General features: G+C 66.0%; 18 protein-coding genes. 12 read left to right on the forward strand and 6 right to left on the reverse strand.

Annotation, left to right across the window (positions count from 1 at the left end; genetic code table 11):
• The first annotated feature begins 49 nt into the window (after nt 1–49).
• Genes BMW90_RS18300 through BMW90_RS18315 form a run of 5 tightly spaced genes read left to right on the forward strand, consistent with a single transcriptional unit; the run spans nt 50 to nt 4,587 of the window.
• On the forward strand, nt 50–571 hold the full coding sequence (locus tag BMW90_RS18300) for a TRAP transporter small permease subunit (RefSeq protein WP_048535851.1): 522 nt from the start codon (nt 50–52) through the stop codon (nt 569–571).
• Entirely contained in the window at nt 568–1,881 is a 1,314-nt protein-coding gene (locus BMW90_RS18305; RefSeq protein WP_074837840.1) for a TRAP transporter large permease, read from the forward strand. The genes BMW90_RS18300 and BMW90_RS18305 overlap by 4 nt, the downstream gene beginning before the upstream one ends.
• On the forward strand, nt 1,878–2,012 hold the full coding sequence (locus BMW90_RS27215) for a hypothetical protein (protein WP_274590859.1): 135 nt from the start codon (nt 1,878–1,880) through the stop codon (nt 2,010–2,012). The genes BMW90_RS18305 and BMW90_RS27215 overlap by 4 nt, the downstream gene beginning before the upstream one ends.
• Before the next feature lie 14 nt (nt 2,013–2,026).
• Complete coding sequence (gene araD / locus BMW90_RS18310; protein ID WP_074837841.1) at nt 2,027–3,757, forward strand: L-arabinonate dehydratase; 1,731 nt, start codon at nt 2,027–2,029, stop codon at nt 3,755–3,757.
• Nucleotides 3,758–3,762: 5 nt separating this feature from the next.
• Nucleotides 3,763–4,587, forward strand: a complete 825-nt coding sequence (locus BMW90_RS18315; protein ID WP_074837844.1) for an IclR family transcriptional regulator domain-containing protein — start codon at nt 3,763–3,765, stop codon at nt 4,585–4,587.
• Nucleotides 4,588–4,614: 27 nt separating this feature from the next.
• On the opposite strand, the gene BMW90_RS18320 is transcribed toward BMW90_RS18315, so the two are convergent.
• Genes BMW90_RS18320 through BMW90_RS18345 form a run of 6 tightly spaced genes read right to left on the reverse strand, consistent with a single transcriptional unit; the run spans nt 4,615 to nt 9,470 of the window.
• Complete coding sequence (locus BMW90_RS18320; protein WP_074837847.1) at nt 4,615–5,484, reverse strand: MurR/RpiR family transcriptional regulator; 870 nt, start codon at nt 5,482–5,484, stop codon at nt 4,615–4,617.
• Between the two features lie 12 nt (nt 5,485–5,496).
• Nucleotides 5,497–6,315: an MBL fold metallo-hydrolase gene (locus BMW90_RS18325; RefSeq protein WP_074837849.1), complete on the reverse strand. Its 819-nt coding sequence runs from the start codon at nt 6,313–6,315 to the stop codon at nt 5,497–5,499.
• Entirely contained in the window at nt 6,305–7,240 is a 936-nt protein-coding gene (locus tag BMW90_RS18330; protein ID WP_074837851.1) for an NAD(P)-dependent oxidoreductase, read from the reverse strand. The genes BMW90_RS18325 and BMW90_RS18330 overlap by 11 nt, the downstream gene beginning before the upstream one ends.
• Complete coding sequence (locus BMW90_RS18335; protein WP_244526546.1) at nt 7,237–8,193, reverse strand: shikimate dehydrogenase family protein; 957 nt, start codon at nt 8,191–8,193, stop codon at nt 7,237–7,239. Before BMW90_RS18335 ends, BMW90_RS18330 begins: the two co-directional genes overlap by 4 nt.
• Nucleotides 8,193–8,837, reverse strand: coding sequence for a bifunctional 4-hydroxy-2-oxoglutarate aldolase/2-dehydro-3-deoxy-phosphogluconate aldolase (locus BMW90_RS18340; protein WP_074837855.1), 645 nt, complete (start codon nt 8,835–8,837; stop codon nt 8,193–8,195). The genes BMW90_RS18335 and BMW90_RS18340 overlap by 1 nt, the downstream gene beginning before the upstream one ends.
• A 12-nt stretch (nt 8,838–8,849) precedes the next feature.
• Nucleotides 8,850–9,470, reverse strand: coding sequence for a glucose-6-phosphate isomerase (locus tag BMW90_RS18345; protein ID WP_074837857.1), 621 nt, complete (start codon nt 9,468–9,470; stop codon nt 8,850–8,852).
• Nucleotides 9,471–9,786: 316 nt separating this feature from the next.
• On the opposite strand from BMW90_RS18345, the gene BMW90_RS18350 reads away from it, so the two are divergent.
• From BMW90_RS18350 to BMW90_RS18380, 7 genes are all read left to right on the forward strand, one after another.
• Nucleotides 9,787–10,671 carry a carbohydrate ABC transporter permease gene (locus BMW90_RS18350; protein ID WP_074837859.1) on the forward strand — a complete coding sequence of 295 codons (885 nt, stop codon included), beginning with the start codon at nt 9,787–9,789 and terminating at the stop codon, nt 10,669–10,671.
• Nucleotides 10,671–11,687 carry a carbohydrate ABC transporter permease gene (locus BMW90_RS18355; protein WP_074837861.1) on the forward strand — a complete coding sequence of 339 codons (1,017 nt, stop codon included), beginning with the start codon at nt 10,671–10,673 and terminating at the stop codon, nt 11,685–11,687. Before BMW90_RS18350 ends, BMW90_RS18355 begins: the two co-directional genes overlap by 1 nt.
• A 26-nt stretch (nt 11,688–11,713) precedes the next feature.
• Entirely contained in the window at nt 11,714–13,144 is a 1,431-nt protein-coding gene (locus BMW90_RS18360) for an extracellular solute-binding protein (protein ID WP_074837863.1), read from the forward strand.
• 72 nt (nt 13,145–13,216) lie between these two features.
• Nucleotides 13,217–14,296, forward strand: coding sequence for an ABC transporter ATP-binding protein (locus tag BMW90_RS18365; protein ID WP_074837865.1), 1,080 nt, complete (start codon nt 13,217–13,219; stop codon nt 14,294–14,296).
• The gene (locus tag BMW90_RS18370) at nt 14,296–15,786 is read left to right on the forward strand and encodes a xylulokinase (RefSeq protein WP_074837867.1); all 1,491 of its coding nucleotides are present in this window, start codon (nt 14,296–14,298) and stop codon (nt 15,784–15,786) included. The genes BMW90_RS18365 and BMW90_RS18370 overlap by 1 nt, the downstream gene beginning before the upstream one ends.
• Nucleotides 15,783–16,445: an HAD family hydrolase gene (locus BMW90_RS18375; RefSeq protein WP_074837870.1), complete on the forward strand. Its 663-nt coding sequence runs from the start codon at nt 15,783–15,785 to the stop codon at nt 16,443–16,445. Before BMW90_RS18370 ends, BMW90_RS18375 begins: the two co-directional genes overlap by 4 nt.
• Nucleotides 16,442–17,272, forward strand: coding sequence for an aldo/keto reductase (locus tag BMW90_RS18380; RefSeq protein ID WP_074837872.1), 831 nt, complete (start codon nt 16,442–16,444; stop codon nt 17,270–17,272). The genes BMW90_RS18375 and BMW90_RS18380 overlap by 4 nt, the downstream gene beginning before the upstream one ends.
• Nucleotides 17,273–17,278: the final 6 nt, after the last annotated feature.

Consider the following 17,278-nt stretch of genomic DNA (forward strand, 5'->3'; position numbering starts at 1 on the left):
AGCCGGGCCGGAGCGTCTGCTCCGGCCCTTTGCCGTGGAAGGACATCGGATGCAAGCGGCCAGCCTGCTCATCTCGCGGCTCAGCATTGCCATCGGCTATGCCTGCGCCCCGCTCTACTTCGTTTCGCTGCTCGTCGCCGTGCGCGAAGTCATCATGCGCTATTTCTTCAATGCCCCCTCGGACTGGGCCTTCGAGGTCACGCTGACCCTCTGCGCCGTGGCCTGGGCGCTGTCGGTGGGATATGTCGGCCAGCAAAACCGCCATATCGCCATCACCTTCCTGCACGATCTCGCCGGGCCCGCGCTCCGGCGGGTGCTGGATGTGGTGACGCTGGTGCTGACGGCCCTGGCCTTTGCCGCCCTGGCCTATGCCACCTTCGAGCCGGCGCTCGACGCCTTTACCCGGATCGAGCGGACCGGCAGCGCCTTCAACCCGCCGATGCCGGCAATCCTGAAACCGATCCTCTGCGCCTCGGCCCTGCTGGGCGTGGTCCAGTCCCTTGCCAATCTCGTGCTGGTGCTGACCGGCCAGACGCCGCCCGCGCCCGAGCCGGAGGATATCGCGCTATGAGCATCGCCCTTGTCACCGCCCTGATCGTCATCGCCCTTTTGGCGCTGATGGTGCTGGGAACGCCGCTGGGCGTGGCCACCCTGCTGGTCTCCGTCGCCACCTCGCTGATCTATTTCGGTCTGCCGGGCCTGTTTCTGGTGTCGAGCAACGTCTACCATGTGCTCGAGAATTATTCGCTGGTCGCGGTGCCGCTCTTTGTCTTCATGGCCGGCATTCTCGAACGCTCCGGCATCGCCGAGAGCCTGTTCGACGCCATGGCCGAGCTTGGCGGTTCGTTCCCCGGATCGCTGGGTATCCAGACCTGTGTGGTTGCCGTCTTTCTCGCCGCGATGAGCGGCATCATGGGCGGCGAGATCGTCATGCTGGGCATGATCGCCCTGCCGCAGATGTTCCGCCTGGGCTATGACCGCAAGCTATCGATCGGCATCATCTGCGCCTCGGGCGCGCTGGCAACGCTGATCCCGCCGTCGATCGTGATGATCGTCTATGGCGTCACCGCCAATGTCTCGATCTCCGACCTCTTCCTCGGCGGCACCGGCCCCGGCCTGCTGCTGGCCTCGATCTACATGCTCTATATCTACAGCCGTGCCCGGATGAACCCGGCGCTGGCCCCGGCCCTGCCCGCAAAAGAGGGCCCCAGCGGCCCGCGCAAAAGGGCCGCCATCAAGGCGCTGATCGCGCCGCTTTTTGTCATCACCAGCGTGATGGGCACGATCTATTCCGGCATCGCCTCGGTGACGGAGGCGGCCGCCATCGGCGCCTGCGCCGCGCTCCTGGTGGCGTTGCTGCGCAGACGGCTGAGCTATGGCATGATCCGCGACACCTTTCGCCAGACGGTGCTGACCGTGGGTTCGGTGGTCTGGCTGGTGCTCGGCGCGGTCTCGCTGGTGGGCATCTACAACATCATCGGCGGCAGCCGTTTCCTGCAAGGCGTGCTCGAAGGGCTGGACTGGCACCCGCTGCTTGTGGTCCTGTTGATGATGGCCATCGTCTTTGTGCTCGGGACCTTCATGGAATGGATTGCCATCGTCTTTATCACCGTGCCGATCTTTGCGCCGGTGGTGGTGGGCTTCGGCTATGATCCGATCTGGTTCGGGGTGCTCTTTGCGATGAACATCCAGATCTACTATCTCTCGCCGCCCTTCGGCCCGGCCTGTTTCTTCCTGAAAAGCGTGGCGCCGCGCGAAGTCACCCTGCAAGAAATCTTTGCCTCGGTCTGGCCCTTCGTGCTGATGCAGATCGCCGGATTGCTTCTGGTGCTCTTCTTTCCGCAAATCGCGCTGTTTCTCCCGGAGGTTCTGGCAAAATGAGCCCTGACGATCACCCCCGCCCCGAAACCCGGCTGAGCCGCCGCGCCAGCCTCGCCTCGGACATTGCCGGCTATCTGCTGGCCGGCGCGATCATCTTCGCGATGTTCGCCCTGTCCGGCTCGCTCTCCTGAAGAATGGACGCCCCATGACCAAGACCCCCGAAGATCTCCGCTCGCACCGCTGGTTCGGCGACCCCGGCCTGCGCACCTTCGGCCACCGCTCGCGGATGCGCCAGATGGGCTATGACCCGGAGGATTGGGAAGGCCGGCCGATCATCGCGATCATCAACACCTGGTCCGACATCAACCCCTGCCATGCGCATTTCCGCCAGCGCGCCGAGTCGGTCAAGACCGGCATCCTCCAGGCCGGGGGCTTTCCGCTCGAGCTGCCCGCGATCTCGCTGGCCGAGCAATTCGTCAAACCTTCGGCCATGCTCTATCGCAACCTCCTGGCGATGGAGACCGAAGAGCTGATCCGCTCGCATCCGATCGATGGCGTGGTGCTGATGGGCGGCTGCGACAAGACCACGCCGGGCCTGCTGATGGGCGCGATCAGCATGGATGTGCCGGCGATCTACCTGCCCGCCGGGCCGATGCTGCGCGGAAACTGGCAGGGCAAGACGCTGGGCTCGGGCTCTGACAGCTGGAAATACTGGGACGAACTGCGCGCCGGGCAGATCACCGAGGAGGATTGGCAGGGCGTCGAACGCGGCATCGCCCGCAGCTATGGCCATTGCATGACCATGGGCACCGCCTCGACGATGACGGCGATTGCCGATGCGCTGGGTATGACCCTGCCGGGCGCCTCGTCGATCCCCGCCGCCGACAGCAACCACATCGCCATGAGCAAGATGGTCGGCAGGCGCATCTGCGAGATGGTCTGGGAGGATCTGAAACCCTCGGACATCCTGCGCGAAGGCTCGGTCGAAAACGCCATCACCGTGGCCATGGCGATGGGCTGTTCGACCAATGCGATCATCCATCTGATCGCCATCGCTCGCCGCGCCGGGGTGGAGGCGACACTGGAGGATTTCGACCGGCTGAGCCGCGTGGTGCCGGTGATCGCCAACGTCCGGCCGAGTGGCAAGGAATATCTGATGGAAGACTTCTTCTACGCCGGCGGCTTGCCGGCGCTGATGACCCGGCTGACGGATCACCTCGACCTGGCGATGATTTCGGTCACCGGCCGGCCGCTGGGCGAGGATATCGCCACGGCCCGGGTATTCAACGACGATGTGATCCGCCCGATCGACAATCCGATCTATGCCGAGGGCGCGCTGGCGGTGCTCAAGGGCAATCTGGCGCCGCAGGGCTGTGTCATCAAACCCTCCGCCTGTAGCGAGAAATATCAGAACCACACCGGCCCGGCGCTGGTCTTCGACGATTACGCCGAGCTCAAGGCACAGATCGACCGTGACGATCTCGACGTGACCGAGGACAGCGTTCTGGTGCTGCGCAACGCCGGCCCGGTCGGCGGCCCCGGGATGCCGGAATGGGGCATGCTGCCGATCCCCGGCAAGCTGGTCAAGGCCGGGGTGCGCGACATGCTGCGGCTGTCGGATGCGCGGATGAGCGGCACCAGCTACGGCGCCTGCGTGCTGCATGTCGCACCCGAGGCGCATGTCGGCGGGCCGCTGGCGCTGCTCAAAACCGGCGACATGGTGACCGTCGACATCCCCGGCCGGCGCATCCACATGGAGGTCTCCGACGAAGAGCTGGCGCAGCGCCGCGCCGCCTGGACCGCGCCGGAAGACCCCTATCAGCGCGGCTTCGGCAAGATGTACATGGCCCATGTCAGCCAGGCGCACGAGGGCTGCGATTTCGATTTCCTGCAAACCGCCGCCGGCGCGCCGGTGCCGGAACCCAAGATCTTCTGAGCGCGATGACAAAGCCCCGGCCCGCCGCCTTTCCCGAAGACGCCATGCGCGACGCCCCCAAGGATTACTCGCTGACCCTGGCCAAGGGCATGGCGATCCTCGAGATGTTCTGCCCCGAGGTGCAGCGCGTCAGCTTCCAGAGCGCCGCCACCCACCTTGGCACGAGCCGGGCCACCGCCCGGCGGCTGATCCTGACGCTTCAGGCAATGGGCTATCTGGAAAAGACCGGCACCGGCGATTACGCGCTGACGGCCAAGAGCCTGGGCATCTCGCGCGCCTTCCTGTCGGGAAATTCGATCCTGTCGATGCTGGCCGAACAGGTCCGCCAGCTTGCCGCCGAGATCGATTGCCCCTGTTCCATCGTCTCGCTCAGCGGGCCGGAGGTGATGTTTCTCTGCCGCGACCCCTCGCGCCGGGTCTATGCCTCGCAATTGGCGCTCGGGGACCGGCTGCCGGCCCATGCCTCGGCCGGGGGCAAGCTCTTGCTGGCGACCAAGACCGACGACGATCTGCGCGCCTGGTGCGCCCGCCACGCGCCGCAGCCGCTGGCGAGCAGAACCATCACCGATCCCGAGGCGATGCTGGAAGACGCCGCCCGCACCCGCGCGCGCGGCTATGCCACCACCGATGGCGAGCTGGAGGACGGTCTTGTCTCCATCGGCCTGCCGGTGCGCGATCATCAGGGCGCGATCCGCCTGGCGCTGGTGGTGTCGCAATTCGCCAATCGCATGTCCGGCAAGGCATTCGTCGGGAAATTCCTGGCCCCGACCCGCGCCGCAGCCGAGCGCATCTCGGCCACCTATGCCGATTACCTTCGCCATAACGCCTGACACGCGGGCGCCAGGCCGGGCCATCGGCTAAGGCGATCCGCGCCGCTGTGCCAGACGTGCCTTCATTTGGGTGATGCGCTGATGATGCGCCTCGTCGCGGCGCAGGCTGACGGCGGTCGACAGGATGTCGATCACCACCAGATGCGACAGCCGCGACACCGTGGGGGTGAACAGATCGGTGTTTTCCAGCGTCTCGACCACAAGCGCCACGTCGCAATGATCAAGCATCGGGCTGGGCTGACCGGTGATACCGATGGTGCCGGCGCCGTTTTCCTGCGCGACCTGAAGTGCGGTGACGATCTCGCGGGTGTGGCCGGTGTTCGACACCCCCACCGCCACATCGCCGTCGCCCAGCATCTCGGCGGTCATGTACATCTGATGTGCATCCGCCGGCGCGCCGCAGGGCGTGCCGAAGAGCGGAAACTTCTGCTGCGCGTCCCGCGCCACGATGCCCGAGGCGCCAAACCCGAAGAACTCGATCCGCCGCGCCCCCGCCAGAAGATCGACGGCGGCGCGCACCGCCTCCTGGTCCAGCTTGCTCTGCGCCCAGTTCAGGTTCGACAGGTTGTAGTCGAAAATCTTGGTCATCACCGCGCCCAGATCATCCTCCGAGGTGATCGCGGTATGCGATGTGGTGCGGGCAAAGGCCATCGAGCGCGCCAGCTTGACCCGCAGATCGCGAAATCCCTCGCAGCCGATGGCGGCACAAAACCGGATCACCGTCGGCTCGCTCACCCCCGCCGCTTTGGCCAGCTGCGCCAGCGTCATGGAGACCACCTCGCCCGGCGCCGCCAGCACCACTTCGGCGACGCGCCGGTCGGATTTGCGCAGTTCATCCTTCTGCCGCAGCACGGTCTCCAGCAGATTGTCATCCAGACCGTTGGCTGCGTGATCCATCAAAAGCGTCCTTCAATGCCCGATCCGCAAGTGGTGGCCTGCGGTGGGGCGGATGATCCTCGGGGTGGTCGACCGCGCGGCGGCGGCATCGATGGCGCCCGGGTCCAATGTGTTGAAGGCGAACATACCGAAGTGATGCGGTACGAGAAAGGCGCATTCGCGGGCCAGATGCCGGGCCTCCTCCAGCGTGAAATTGCCCGGGATCCTTGCCGCACGCCGCACCGCATCCCGGCCATTCACCGGCAAGAGCGCGATATCCGGGGCAAAGCGCTGAACCCGGGCATCGAGATCGGCAAAGGGAACGCTGTCGCCGGAGTGATAGAGCCGCACCCCGGGCACCGCGATGCCGTAGCCGAGAAACCTGTCGCGGCCCATGTCGTCGCGCGCGCGCACCTCATGCGCCGCCGGGAACACCTCGAGCGTCAGCCCCGGCAGCGGCACCAGCCGGTCGTCGGCCTGCACCGGGCGCAGCTTTGCCCCCGGCCCGATCCGGTCGCGCGCGATCTCTTCGACGGCGGCCGGCACCACGAACGGCAGATCGGGAAACCTCTCGCGCAGCGGCCCCAGAGTCTCGGGATCCATGTGATCGGTATGGGCATGGGTCACCAGCACCAGATCGGGCCGGGGCAACGCGGCCACCGATACCGGCGCGGCCATCATGCGAAGATGCGGATAGGCCGTGCCGGCATATTTCCGCGCCAGGCTGTCCGACAGATAGGGATCAATCAACAGCCGGTGCGCGCCGGTGTCGATCCAGAACCCGGCCTGCCCGAGCCAGAACAGCCCGGGCGTGCCGGTCGCAGGAAAGCCGGGCGCCGATTCAAGCCGCATGGCGGGAAAGCACCTGCAACAGATGATCGACGGCGCAGCGCGTCGACCGCTCCACCGATTGCCGCGTGAAACCGCCGATATGCGACGTGGTGATCACACGCGGATGACGCAACAGGCCCGTCATCTGCGGCGGTTCCTGGTGGAACACATCGGTGGCGTAGGTGCCGACCCGGCCGCTGTCGAGCGCCGCGATCATCGCCGCGTCATCGACCAGCCCGGCCCGCGCGGTATTGACCACCACGGCCCCCGGCGCCAGCAGCGCCAGTTCCGCACCGCCGAGTACCGGCCGGCCATCCGTAGGCATCGGCGCATGCAGGCTGACGACGCCGGCGCCGGCCAGGGTCCGGGCCAGATCGCCGCGCAGAAACGCCGGATGTGCCAGCCTGTCCTGCGGCGCGAAGGGATCGAATCCGCGCACCTCGGCTCCGAGCGTCAGACAGAATTCGGCAAAACTCGCGCCGATCGCGCCGAGGCCGACGACCCCCACCGCCGCGCCCTGGATCTCGGACCCGGTGCGGCGCGGCCACCGGCCCTCTTGCAGCCCGGCATGGGTCGGCACGATGTCGCGCAGCCCCGAAAGCGCCAGCGTCAGCGCCAGTTCCGCGACGCCGCGCGCATTGGTGCCTTCGGCCCGGCGCAACGCGATGCCGCGCCGCTCGAGCGCCGCCAGCGGCAGGTTGTCGATGCCCGATCCGTTTCGGCTGATGACGCGCAGATCGGTCGCGGCCTCGATCACCGCCTCCGACACCGGCTCGACCCCGGCCAGCCAGCCGACACAGCCCGGCACCGCGGCCAGCAGCGCCGCCTCGGACGGGGTTTCGCCGGGCGCCGGCATGACCAGTTCGAATCCGGCCTCTTCCAGCGCGGCCAGCGCCGGGTGACCGCCGGAGGACAACGAGCGGGGCGTTATCAGGATACGGCTCATGACGTCCGCCCCGTGGCCTCGGCGGCGATGCGCGAGATCGCATCGAATTGCGGGCCGGAGGTGGCGACCTCGATGTCGAAGACCTCGGCGATCACCTGGGTCCAGCCGTGGATGAAATAGGTCCAGCCATCCTCGATCTGCACCGCCTTTTCGGCCTGTTGCGCCCGGGCCTGATCGAGAAACACCAGATCGCCGCGATAGTTCAGCTCCCAGGCCACGCCATCCCGGGGGAACGGACCGTCAAAGGTCAGGGGCGAGCCCGGCGCATCCTTGCCCAGACCGGTGGCGTTGATCACCAGCGATCCGGGTGCCAGACCCGCCATGGCGCGGTCATTGTCCTCGGGCGTCTCGGCGACGACATATTCACAGGGAATGTCGCTGCCGATCTGCGCATGGATTTCGCGGATGTGATCAAGCCGGGGCGCACTGCGATTGGTCACCACGATGCGGCGCGGCCGGTTGGCGCCGCGCGCGGCCTGCATCAGATGCCAGGTCAGCGCGATGGTCGAGCCGCCGGCGCCCATCGACAGCACCTCGGCCCCGGTCCTGGCAAAGTGATCGGCGGGCAGAAAGCCATCCAGCGCCAGCCCGGAAGAGATCGGATCCTTGGCGTGGCAGATCAGCTTGCCGTCGCGTTTCGACAGGCAGGAGGTCTCGGACATCAGCGCGGCATGGGGATCGATAACGTCGAACATGTCGCGGCAGGCGGCCAACAGATCGAGCTTGTGGGTGGTGACCAGCGCGCCGAGCGACAGCGGGTCAGCCTTGAGAAACTGGACGACCGCGCGGTAATTTTCGGACGTGTCATGCGGCACCATGTCGATGCCCTTGATCTCGACATCGCCGAGACCGAGGTACTCGGCCCATTTCGGGAACACCCGCATGATCGAGGAACTGCCGGTGGTGACACCGATGAAATAGAACGTCGGGCGGGTGGCGGGGGTCAGTTGCATCACGCCCCCCGAATGTCGCGTACGCGCGCCACGGCGGCGCGGGCGTTTTCGGTGATGACGTACCAATTGCCGGCCGCGATGTCATCGCGCCGGGCAATCCAGGTGCCGCCGACCGCACGGACCTGCGGCAGTGCCAGCCAGTCAGGCAGGTTCTCGGGCGTGACGCCACCGGTCGGATTGAATCCGATGCCGGTGTGGGCGTAAGGCGCAGCGATGTTTTTCAGCATCGACGGCCCCCCCGCCGGCATCGCCGGGAAAAACTTCACCATCTCGCAGCCATTCCGCAGCGCGATCTGAAGCTCCGAAGGGCCCATGATGCCCGGCGCGAACGGCAGGCCAATCCTGGCGGCATGGGCCAGGACGGCGGCATCGATCCCCGGCGACAGGGCAAAGCGCGCGCCGGCCGCCAGCGCGTCGTCGGCCTGGGCCTCGGTCAACACGGTGCCGGCGCCGACAATCATCTCGGGGCGCTCGGCGGCGATTTTCGCGATGACATCTCGCGCGGCCTCGGTGCGAAAGGTGATTTCCGCCACCGGTAGGCCGCCGGCGATCAGCGCATCGGCCAGCGGCAGGGCCGCCGCTGCGTCGTCAATCGCGATGACCGGCACGACGCCGTAGGTGGAAAGCGTGTCAAAAATGCTCATGAGGTCTGTCCGTCAGTCGGTGGTGGCATAAACGCGCGCAATTTCTTCGGCGGCGCGGGGGCGGTAGGTGGGATTGTCGATCGCGGCCCAGCCGTCGCCGTCGGCGACGATACGCTTGGCCATGCCGCCGGCGCGGGCGATAATCTCGTAGTCCTGGCCGCTGTCGCCGGGGTAGCAGAAGCTCATCACCAGCGGCTCGGGGCCGGTGTTGACCGAGCGGTGAATCCACAGCGGCGGCACATAGACCAGGGTCTTGGGCCCGATCTCGACGATCTCGGTCGCGCCTTCGGGGGTTTCCAGCAGCATCACCCCCTGCCCGCTTTCGCCGTAATAGGTCTCGGGCCGGTTGCCGCGGGCGTGGATATGGCCGCGGGTCATGTAGTATTCGCCGCCGATCTGCCCCGGCTCCATGAAGGTGGTGCCAAAGATCAGATCGCCCCGGGTCGTTGCCGGGCGGACCTCGTTGACGGCATAGACGATGCGCCCGCCCGCCTCTTGCGCCGCACGGTCGAACGCCGGCGCATCGGCATAGAGCCCGGCAAGATCGCGCAGGCGTTTCTCGTACCGCCCGGTGGCATGGCTCATCGCGCCTGTCGCCGGGTCGATTCGATGCGCTGTCGGTGGCTGGTGCATGGTAGGCTCCCGTTCCAATTTGGTAGTGAACCTACAGAACTGGCGATCAGGCCGCAATGCATTTCTGTAGTCAAAATACCAAATGATGCGCGAACCTCGCTGTGAGCAAAGACGTTTTGATCCTAATGTTATCGAATTTAACGCTATATAATAGCTAGATAGGAGGGAATGTGTCATCTCGGCATCCGATGCGAGCCGCACTACAGATGTTGGAGATTTTCACCTTCCCTTTGCGCTTTCTGTAGTTATGCTACTTTTTGATGTTGCTTTCGACCCCGGACTGCGGCAAGTTGCCCGGCAACGGAGGACACCTGACATGAGCCAAACCCCACAGCCTGACAGGGTGAAGTACGCCTTCATCTTTCCGGCCTTCCTGCTGGTGCTGACGATCACGCTTTTTCCGCTGATCTACGCCCTTGTCGTCTCGTTCCAGACGATCCGGATCGTGCCGCCGGTGCCGCCGAAATTCGTGGGTTTTGACAATTACGCCGAGATCCTGGCTTCGGCCCGCTTCTGGGGCTCGATCCAGGTGACGGCGGTGATCGTCTTTGTCTCGGTCGCGCTGCAATATGTGCTGGGCTTCGCGCTGGCGCTGACCCTGCATCACAATGTGCCGGGCGCGAGCCTCTACCGCGTCAGCTTCCTGCTGCCGATGTTCCTGGCCCCGGTCAGCGTAGCGCTGATTGCGAGGATGCTGTTTCACCCGGTGCTCGGCCCGGTGAACGAGTTCTTTACCCTCTTCGGGTTGGAAAATCTGCCGTTCCTGACATCGCCCAGCTTCGCCATCGCCACGCTGATTACCGTCGAGATCTGGCAATGGACGCCCTTCGTGGTGCTCTTGATGCTGGCCGGGCTTCAGGGCCTGCCGTCCGAAGTGTTCGAGGCCGCCCGCGTCGACAATATCTCGGCCTGGCGCCGATTTCGCGACCTGACCTTCCCGATGCTCCTGCCACTCTCGGTCGCCGTCGTCTTCATCCGCGTGATCGAAGGCTTCAAGATCATCGACACGGTCTTTGTCCTGACCGGGGGCGGGCCCGGCACCTCGACCGAAACGCTGACCCTCTTCGCCTACAACGAGGGTTTCAAGAAATTCAACATCGGCATGACCTCGGCGCTCAGCTTCCTGTTCCTGATCGTGGTGATCCTGTTCGGCACGCTCTACCTCGCCGCGGCGCAACGCATGATCCGGAGATACCAGTGATGGACCGTACAACCTTTCGCCGCCTTGGCCTCGGCCTCGCGCTGATCTGGCTGGCCTTCTGCCTGTTTCCGCTCTGGTGGGTGCTGGTCACCGCCTTCAAACCGCCCGCGGCGGTGAGCGGCGGCGCCACCTATATCCCCTTTGTCGATTTTCAGCCCACATGGCAGGCCTTTCGCGATGCCTTTTCCGGGGTGCGGGGCGATTTTGCCGGGCCGATCTTCAGCTCGCTCGCGGTGTCGCTGGTCTCGACCGCGCTGGCGGTATTCCTCGGGGCGATGGCGGCCTATGCGCTGGTCCGGTTCGAGTTCCGCATCCGCCTGCTGGCCGGGCTGGTCTTTGGCGTGCTCTCGATCGGCGGTTTTGCCCTGCTCAACCAGGGCGCAGGCCTCTCGGTGCCGCAATCGCTGGGTCTTGTCATGCTCATCGCCCTGCCGGCGGCGATCTGGCTCAATGGCCGTAACCTGCCCGGGCCGGTGCTGGGCAATGACGATGTGACCTTCTGGTTTGTCTCGCAGCGGATGTTCCCGCCCATCGTCTCGGCCTTTGCGCTGTTCCTGCTATATGCCGAGATGAACAAGGCCGGGGTGCGGCTGCTCGACAGTTTCCCGGGGCTGGTCGCCGCCTATACCGCCTTTGGCCTGCCGTTCGCGGTGTGGCTGATGCGCGACTTCTTTGCCAATGTCCCGGTCGAGGTCGAAGAGGCCGCGATGGTCGACAACATCGGGCGCATGCGGATCTTTTTCCAGATCGTGCTGCCGATGTCCAAGCCCGGGCTGGTGGCCACATCGATGATCGTTCTGGCCTTCATCTGGAACGAGTTTCTCTTTGCCCTGCTGCTGACCTCATCCAAGTGGCAGACCCTTCCCATCCTCATGGCCGGACAGAATTCGTCGCGCGGCGATGAGTGGTGGGCAATTTCCGCGGCCGCGCTGATTTCGATCATCCCGATGATCGCGGTCGCCATCTTTCTCGGGCGCATGATGCGTTCGGGGTTTCTTGCCGGCTCTATCAAGTGACGGCGTTTCCAGGGAGGAAAATACACATGAAAAACCTGATGCTCGCCACCGCGCTTGTGCCGATTGCCGGGCTGGCCAGCGCGGCCTGCGCCCCCGATTATTCCGGCGTGACGCTGACCGTCTCGACCCAGAATGGCCCCTTCATCGCCTCGGCGTTGAAAACCGCCGCCGACAGCTGGCAGGAAAAGACCTGTGGCACCGTCGAGATCGTCGAATTTCCCTTCTCCGAGCTCTATCCCAAGTTCCTCACCGCGATGAGCCAGCAGACCGGCGATTTCGACGTCATCGGCTTTATCCCCGCCTGGGCGCCGGATTTCGCGCCCTTTCTGTCGACCATGCCGGCCGAGATGCAGCAGGGCCCGGCCTGGGAAGACATTCACCCGGTCTACCGCGAACGGCTGATGTCCTGGGGTGGCGAGGTGAAATCGGCGACGATGGACGGCGACATGCACATGCTGAACTATCGTGCCGACCTGTTCGAAGACGAAGCCAACAAGGCGGCGTTCAAGGAACAATACGGCTATGACCTCGCCGCGCCGGTGACCTGGGATCAATATTACGACATCGCCGAATTCTTCACCGCCTCGGACGCGGTGGATTTCGGCACGGCCGAGGCCTACCGCCGCGGCGGCCAGCAGTTCTGGTATTTCTTCAGCCACGCCGCCAGCTACACCAACAACCCCAACACCCCCGGCGCGATGTTCTTTGATCCCGAAACGATGGATGCGCAGATCAACAACCCGGGCTGGCTCAAGGCGCTGGAGGATTACAAGCGCGGGCTGGAGTTCAATCCGCCGGGCGCGCTCAACAATGGCTCGGGCGACGTGCGGCCGCTCTATTCCGGCGGCACCGTTGCGATGAACATCGACTGGGCCGACAGCGGCGTTCTGGGGGCGACCGAAGGTGCGATTGCGGGCAATGTGCGCACCGCCGTCCTGCCCGGTGCGACTGAAATCTGGAACTCGGAAACCGAGAGCTGGGACAGCTTCGACAGCCCCGTCGCCTCGCCCTTCCTGGCCTTTGGCGGCTGGCAGCTGGCCGTCCCGGGCGACAGCCGCAACAGCGAGGCGGCCTGGTCTTACGTCGCCGAGGTCACCAGCCCCGAGGTCTCGGGCCAGGCCATCGTCACCGCCAACACCGGGGTGAATCCCTACCGGCTGAGCCACTACGAGAATCTCGACAATTGGTCGGCGATCTTCACCCCGGCAGAAGCCAAGAGCTACCTGACCGCGCAGCGCGCCTCGCTGGATGCCGACAACGTGGCACTTGACCTGCGGCTGCCGGGCTTTTTCTCTTACACCGAGGTGCTGGAGATCGAACTGTCCAAGGCGATTGCCGGCCAGGTCGAGCCGCAGGAGGCGCTGGATGCCATTGCCGCCGAGTGGAACAAGCTGACCGATGAATTCGGCCGCGACAACCAGCTCGCTGCCTATCGCGCCGCGATGGGCCTCGACTGAGCCTTGCCTCCCCCGTGGTCCCGCCCCTTTGGGCGGGGCCGCATCAGCGCCCGAATGACCGAGGAGAGAGCCATGCTCGACACCGCCGCAACGCCGCATATCGTCTTTGATCAGATCACCAAGTCCTATGGCGCGGCCCAGGTCGTGCCGCCGCTCGATCTGACCATCAACAAAGGCGAATTCATTGTCCTTGTCGGCCCCTCGGGCTGTGGCAAGACGACCACCCTGCGCATGCTCGCCGGGCTGGAAACCGTAACCAGCGGCCAGGTGCATATTGCCGGCGCAGACCTGACCCACGCCCGCCCCGGCGAACGCGACTGCGCCATGGTGTTTCAGAACTACGCGCTTTACCCGCATATGAGCGTGCGCGAGAATATCGGCTACGCCATGAAGGTGCATGGCACCCCGAAAGCCGAGATCGACGCCCGGGTCGACGAGGCCGCCCAGCTTCTGGGGCTGGAACCTTACCTCGACCGCAAGCCGCGCAATCTCTCGGGCGGGCAGCGCCAGCGGGTCGCCATCGGCCGGCCGCTGGTGCGCCATCCGCAGGTCTTTCTGTTCGACGAACCGCTGTCCAACCTCGACGCCAAACTGCGCGTGGAAATGCGCACCGAAATCAAGCTGTTGCAGAAGCGCCTTGGCACCACCGCCGTCTATGTCACCCATGATCAGGTCGAAGCCATGACCATGGCCGACCGCGTCGTGGTGATGCGCGCCGGGGTGATCGAACAGGTGGATGCGCCGATCCGGCTTTACGAGGAACCGGCCAACCGCTTTGTCGCCAATTTCATCGGCTCGCCGGCGATGAATTTCTTCGAGGTCGCCACCCGCGACGGCGCCGCCTGGCTCGATGGTCAGCGCCTGCCGCTATCGTCCGAGGCTTTCGCCCGCACCGGCGCCCGCGAACGTGTCACGCTCGGCATTCGGCCCGAACATATGGACGGCGGCGACCAGCCCGAAGCGCTCACCCTGCGCTGCGACACGCTGGAGCCTCTGGGCGCCCATACACTTGTGCTGGGCCACATCGGCGGGGACAAGGTCGTGGCCCAAGTCGCGCCGCGCTTTCCGGCGGAACCGGGCCGCGACTGCACCGTGCAGGTCGATATGAGCAAGGCGCATTTCTTCGACATCGACACCGAGACAAGGCTTTGATGACCCGCGATCTCTATCTTGCGATTGACGTCGGCACCGGCGGCTTGCGCGCCGCCCTGGTGGGCCGCGACGGGCGCATCCTGGCACTGAGCCACCGCGAGCACGAGCAGATCGTGCCGCAATTCGGCTGGTCCGAGCAGCGGCCCGCCGATTGGTGGGCGGGCACCCGCGCGGTGGTGCGCGCGGTGCTGGATGAAGTCGACGCTGCCGCCAGCCGCGTCGCCGCAATCTGCACCTGCGGCCAGATGCATGGCACGGTGCTGATCGACGACGCCGGCGCGCTGACCCGCGATACCGTGCCGTTATGGAACGACAAGCGCACCGCGCCGCAGGTCGCGGGTTTTGCCGCCCGGACGGATCCGGCCGAGGTGCTGCGCCTGACCGCCAATCTGCCCGCCACCGCCTGGCCGGCCTTCAAACTGGCCTGGCTGGCCGAAAACGATCCGCAGGCGCTGGCCCGCGCCAGCAGCGTGCTGATGCCCAAGGACTGGATCAACTTCTGCCTTACCGGCCGCTGCGCGCAGGATGTGACCGAGGCCTCGCTGTCCTTCCTGATGGACTGCCGCACCCGCAAATGGTCGGACGAGATGTGCGCGCTGACCGGCGTCGACCGCGCGCTTCTGCCCGATCTGCATGCGCCGCAGGACATCCTCGGCCCGCTCCTGCCGCAGGTTGCCGCCGAACTGGGGCTCTCGGCCGATATCCCGGTGCTGGTCGGCGCCGGCGATTATCCCCTGGCGCTCACCGGCTCTGGCGTGATCGCGCCTGGCATGGGCTCGGATGTCACCGGCACCTCGACGATCATCACCCTGATGCATGACGCACCGGTGATCGACCCCGAAATTTCCAATGTGCTCTCGGCCAGCGGCGCCTGGGGCGCGATGACGTTGCTCGATGCGGGCGGCGATGCCGTCCGCTGGGCGCGCCGGGCCTTTCACGGCAATGCCCGCAGCTATGCCGAGATCGCCGCCGACGCCGAGGCGGCGAACCCCGGCGCCGACAAGCTGTTTTTCCTGCCCTATCTCTCGGGCGAGCGCCATCACCCGGGCTCGCGGGCGCAGTTCTTTGGCCTGACCGCCGGCCATGGCCTGCCCGAATTGCACCGCGCGGTGCTCGAAGGGGTGGCGCTCGCCATGCGCCTCCGGCTGGACGGGTTGCAGGGCGATGCCGGTCGCCCGGAGCGCATCGTGGCCGCCAGCGGCGGCGCGAAAAACGCGCTCTGGCTCAGGATCAAGGCCAGCATGTTCGGCGTGCCCTACCTGGTGCCCGAAGAGCTGGAATGCGGCGTGGTGGGCGCGGCAATGCTGATGGCGACGGCCACCGGCGATGCGCCCGATCTCGCCCACGCCGCCCGCCGCATGGTGCGCTACGCCCATGAGATTGCCCCCGATCCGGGCTGGGCCGACACCTACAATCGCATGGCACCGGTCTTTCATCGGCTGTACCACACGGCCAATGACATCTATCCGGAGCTGGACAACCTGCCATGAGCACCCCGACACGCGCCATCCTGTGGGACATGGACGGCACCCTGATCGACAGCGAACCGGCACATGAGGCGGCCTTTGACAGCGCCCTGCGCGAGACCGGCCTGACCGTGCCCGAGAGCCTGCACGCCGACCTTCTGGGCGCCAGCGGCGACACGGTCTTTGCCGCGCTGCAAGAGGCCACCGGCACACCGCTTTCGCTGGCCGACTGGACCCGGCTCAAACATCGCCACTTCGAACATCACGCCCGCGCCATCACCCGCCTGCCCGCCGCCGCATTGGCCGAGCGGCTGGCGGCGCGCGGCGTGCCGATGGCGCTGGTGTCCAATTCCACCGCCGAAGAAGTGGCGTTCTGCCTGCGAACCACCGGCCTCGACACGCTGCTGACCACCATCGTCACCCGCGCCGACGTGTCCCAGGGCAAACCGGCACCCGAGGGCTATCTGCTTGCCGCCCGGCGCCTGGGTGTGGCGCCGCAACAATGTCTTGTCGTCGAAGACAGCCCGACCGGCGCCGCCGCCGGCTGTGCCGCCGGCATGCAGGTGATCTATCATCCGCAGTTTCCCGACCCTTCCCCGCCACCGGGCGCGCGCTATGTCGCCCCCGACCAGCCGCCGGTGCCGCTGATCGAAACATTTCTGACCCAGAAGGACCCCTTATGACCGACATCCGCCAACTCCCCCTCAACGACGACCGCCACCTGCCGCAACTGGGCATCGGCGTCTGGCAGATCGACGATGCCACCACTCCCGGCGTGGTCAGCACCGCCGTCGAACTGGGTGTGCGGCTGATCGACGGCGCCTTCATCTATGGCAACGAAGCCAGCATGGGCGAAGGCATCCGCCAGGCCCTGGTGTCGCGCGACGCGCTTTTTGTCACCTCCAAGGTGTGGAACGCCGATCAGGGCTATGACAGCGCCCGCGCCGCCATCGACGGCAGTCTCGGGCGGATCGGGCTCGATTACCTCGACCTCGCACTGATCCACTGGCCTTGCCCGGCGCGTGATCAATATGTCGAGACATGGCGCGCGCTGATCGACGCCCGTGCGGCCGGCAAGGTCCGCTCGATCGGGGTGTCGAACTTCAACCCCGACCACCTCGACCGGCTGATCGACGAGACCGGCGTCACCCCGGCGGTCAATCAGATCGAGATCAACCCGCGGTTCCAGAACGCCGGGGTGCGCGCCGCCAATGACGCGCGCGGCATCGTATCCCAGGCCTGGACGCCCCTGGGCAATGGCAAGTCCTTCGACGCTCCCGCCATCCGCGAGGCCGCCGCGCGCAGCGGCAAGAGCCCGGCGCAGGTGATCCTGCGCTGGCATGTCCAGCTGGGTCATTCGGTGATCCCGCGTTCGACCAAGCGGGACCATCTGGCCAGCAATCTCGACGTGATGGATTTCGAGCTGACCGGGGCCGAGATGGCCGCCGTCGCCGCGCTGGAGGCCGGCGCGCGGTGCGGGCCGGATCCGGAAAGCTTCGAGGCCGAGTGAGCCCCC

The sequence above is a fragment of the Marinovum algicola genome (assembly GCF_900109145.1).
Taxonomy (GTDB): Bacteria; Pseudomonadota; Alphaproteobacteria; order Rhodobacterales; family Rhodobacteraceae; genus Marinovum; species Marinovum algicola.